Here is a 1,324-nt window from a genome sequence, read left to right on the forward strand (position 1 = left end):
AACAATGCTAAGTCAAAAGGAACAAGCTAAATTCAAACACTATTCAGAAATGAGAAAAAACACTTTTGTTCAAATAGCACAAAATGATGAGATAGTAAAACAGAATAAGAAATTACTAGAACAAAATGATGAAATTATCAGTTTACTTAAACAAATAGCTAACAAAGGAGAAATGTAGAATGAAAAAGGTTTTATTTTTAATTTTATCAAGTTTTATAGTGCTAGGTGCATGTGGCAACAACGTTAGTGAGAAGAAAGAAGATAACAAAACATTTGAACACAAAAAATCTAATGATCCAAAGAAAGATAAGAAATCAGATGATAAGAAAGATAATTCTAAAGACAATAAAAAACCAGAATCAAAAAACGTTGACACTACTAGCAATGAATCACAAAGCACATCTAAAAATGATAATGGCAAATTACAAGACAATAATGGTAATAATGAACGTACACAAGGTAAACAAGCTACTCAACAAAACAATAATCAACAACAAAACAATGACCAACAATCACAAAATAATAATGGCTATATGACACAAGAACAAATTAATGAATGGAATAAAAACAAACCTACTACACACGACGAGTCACAAATGGGATATGGGCGTGGAGATTATGAACAGGCACGTAAAGATAGCGAGAAAGTTTGGAACGATCCAAATGCCCACGTTGGAGGTCCACGTTGGGTAGGTAAAAACGAAGGTTATGAAAGTTGGGCTAAAAGACAACAAGAAGTTTAAAACTCAATAGCTGAATAATTACATGGGTAGCACACCTACCCTTATTATTTTTTTACTTTTTTGAGGAGGAAATGAAATGTCAGTAAGAAAACAACCGAATGGCAAATGGTATTATGACTTTGGATATGAGGGCAAAAGGTATAAAAAGAAAGGTTTTAAGACTAAACGTGAGGCAACAGAGGCAGAATCTATAGCTAAAAACAAAGTGATGAGAGGTTTAGTTATTAACAACAAGACATCATTCATTAAATACTATAACGATTGGATAAAGGTTAACAAAGAAAATGTGGTGTCTGAAAAGTCATACGCAACATTTAACAATGCTATTAACCAATTTAAGTTATTTTTAGAAACCGAAAATTTAAGTGATGTTACCCTATCAGATTTGAACACAACGTTTTATCGTAAATTTATAAAATGGTATGGAGAGGACCATGCTACTGAAACAGTTAGGAAAATACACAATTGCTTAAAACAGTCGATAGATGACGCTATACAAGAAGGATTAATGCATAAGGATCCAACATATAAAGTAGTAGTTAAAGGTCGGATACCTGCTCAAAAAGAAGATGAAAAATTTA

At 31.6% G+C, this 1,324-nt stretch carries 2 protein-coding genes; both read left to right on the forward strand.

The features are described 5' to 3' along the window. Positions 1–179: 179 nt before the first annotated feature. Positions 180–743, forward strand: coding sequence for a hypothetical protein (locus tag AB0C84_RS46230; protein ID WP_361079300.1), 564 nt, complete (start codon positions 180–182; stop codon positions 741–743). A 76-nt stretch (positions 744–819) separates the two neighbouring features. Beyond that, positions 820–1,324 (forward strand): phage integrase SAM-like domain-containing protein (locus tag AB0C84_RS46235; protein WP_361079303.1); only part of this gene is annotated, 505 nt, incomplete at its 3' end.

The organism is Actinomadura sp. NPDC048955 (assembly GCF_040649435.1).
Taxonomy (GTDB): domain Bacteria; phylum Actinomycetota; class Actinomycetes; order Streptosporangiales; family Streptosporangiaceae; genus Spirillospora; species Spirillospora luteofluorescens.

What these genes read in the sequence shown, in the direction of transcription:
- AB0C84_RS46230 (WP_361079300.1), top strand. Translation starts at nt 180, where the DNA reads ATGAAAAAGGTTTTATTTTTAATTTTATCAAGTTTTATAGTGCTAGGT.